Annotated in this window: 2 protein-coding genes and 1 pseudogene; all 3 read right to left on the bottom strand. The window is 29.0% G+C overall.

Annotated features, from left to right (window positions below):
• Positions 1–12: 12 nt before the first annotated feature.
• Positions 13–315: a PTS sugar transporter subunit IIB gene (locus tag ACLR9T_RS14145; protein WP_413110114.1), complete on the bottom strand. Its 303-nt coding sequence runs from the start codon at positions 313–315 to the stop codon at positions 13–15.
• On the bottom strand, positions 315–1613 hold the full coding sequence (locus ACLR9T_RS14140; RefSeq protein ID WP_413110113.1) for a PTS sugar transporter subunit IIC: 1299 nt from the start codon (positions 1611–1613) through the stop codon (positions 315–317). The genes ACLR9T_RS14145 and ACLR9T_RS14140 overlap by 1 nt, the downstream gene beginning before the upstream one ends.
• Positions 1610–1960 (bottom strand): annotated as a pseudogene (locus ACLR9T_RS14135) (family 1 glycosylhydrolase); the annotation flags it as partial. The gene ACLR9T_RS14140 and the pseudogene ACLR9T_RS14135, both read right to left, overlap by 4 nt.
• Between the last annotated feature and the right edge of the window lie 67 nt (positions 1961–2027).

The raw sequence follows: 2027 nt of genomic DNA, 5'->3' as shown, positions 1-2027 counted from the left end.
ATATAGGAATATTTATATCTTACTTAAATATTCTTTAATTTCTGAAAATATTTTAGTAGCATCCATTCTTCCATAATCTGCAATATCAATAACATATATTGGTAAAGATATTGACTTTTTTAATTCTTTTTCAAAAAATCTCACTTGAGGAGCTAATAAAATTATATGAGCGTCTGCAATATAATCATCTAATTCTGATATTGGCACAGCCGCTAATAACACTTGGTACCCATGCCTTTTAAATTCATTCATTAATCGAAATTTCAAAATGCTTGTACTCATTCCAGCATTGCATGCCAATATCATTTTAATCATTAATCTTCACTTTCCTCTGCTATTTTTTGTTTTTCAAAAACTTTAAAGAATGGTAAATATACCAATATATCAATGATAATCAATACTATCACTAATAATAAAGCCTTTATATCCATTGTATCAATTAATGCTGCAATAGGTGAGAACATATTCCAACTTGCATATGCAAATGTTTTAGCAACTAATCCACTACTCATTGCAAAATAAGTAATAACACCATTTAAAGGCATAACTAATACAAATGGAATCATCATAATTGGATTATACATTAAAGGTAAACCAAACATCAATGGTTCATTAATATTAAATAAAGATGGAATAAATGATAATTTCCCGATTGTTTTAATCTGTTTTGACTTACTTGTTATAGCTAAAAATGCCAATCCTAATGTTGCACCACTACCTCCAATAGCCATAAAATTCCACCAGAATGGTGTAGTTACAATATATGGCAAAGCAGTAGCAACAGTTCCTGATGCATATGCAGCTGCATTTGCACCTAAATTACTATAGAAAAATGGATCTAATGCACTTGTAATAACAGAGTCATGAATACCAAACCACCAGAAAATCATTACAATTACGGCTAAGATAATAATACCCCAAACATTATCAACCACACTTACAAATGGATTCATAACTGTAGAAATCAACTGTGGTAAATTTATTGATGATAAGAATAATAGAGCATAATTCAATAATGCAGTAACAATAAGTACAATAACTACAGGAACAAGATTTCCAATAGAATCTGCTAATGCTGGAGGTACTCCTCCTCCTTCTAAATTAATACGTCCTACTTGTTTCTCATTTAAAAATCTATAGACTTCAAATGCAATAATACTTACAAAAATCGCTGTAAACAATCCTGTTGCATCAAAATATTGAAAAGTTAACGTTCCTTCAGAATTCATACATGCAGAAATTATAAATGTAGACACAGTTATCAATATAGGCATCATAGAATTAATTTTATATATTTTACATAAATTATAACCAAGTCCTAATGCAACATATAATGCCATTAAAGGCATAGTAATATTATATACATAATTTAAAACTGGGCCAATATAATTGGCAAGCATTTGCCATCCATACATAAAACTTTTAAGAACTCCAGCATCTAATGTTGTATAATCAACTGGAGGTTCAGTCAAAACTAATGCAAAACTTCCCACTGTAAAAAATGGAACTAATGATAAAAATGTATTTTGAAGTGCTTTTAGATATTTCTGATTTGATAATTTTCCTGCAATTGGTGCAACTTTTTCTTCAATAAAATTTCCTATTTTATTCATATTTTTTCTTCCTCCCCTATCATTTTTTTATACCAATAATAACTCTTTTTTGGTATACGTTTATTGTTATTTTCGTAATCAATATATACTACACCATATCGCTTTTTATATCCATTTATCCAACTATATAATTCCATTGTTGACCATACGAAATAACCTCTTACGTCACAACCTTCTTTTCTAGCTTTATTAATCCATCCAATAAATCCTGATAAGAAATCAATACGGTAATCATCATTAACTTCACCATTAACTAGTTCATCATAATACCCTAGTCCATTTTCTGTAATAATTACAGGAGTTTCAGGATACAATTCTTTTAGATATTTTAATAAATTATAAACTGATTTTGGATATCGTTCGCTTCACAAAGCATTGTTTGGCAGATTTGGATCGTCATCCAATTCAAACCAC

This window comes from Thomasclavelia sp. (assembly GCF_047249845.1).
In the GTDB taxonomy this organism is placed as follows: Bacteria; Bacillota_I; Bacilli_A; order Erysipelotrichales; family Coprobacillaceae; genus Thomasclavelia.
This window is presented reverse-complemented; position numbering and strand designations above follow the sequence as displayed.

Excerpts from the sequence above, each read along its gene's own strand:
- ACLR9T_RS14145 (WP_413110114.1), bottom strand. The coding sequence starts at position 315 with ATGATTAAAATGATATTGGCATGCAATGCTGGAATGAGTACAAGCATT.
- ACLR9T_RS14140 (WP_413110113.1), bottom strand. The coding sequence starts at position 1,613 with ATGAATAAAATAGGAAATTTTATTGAAGAAAAAGTTGCACCAATTGCA.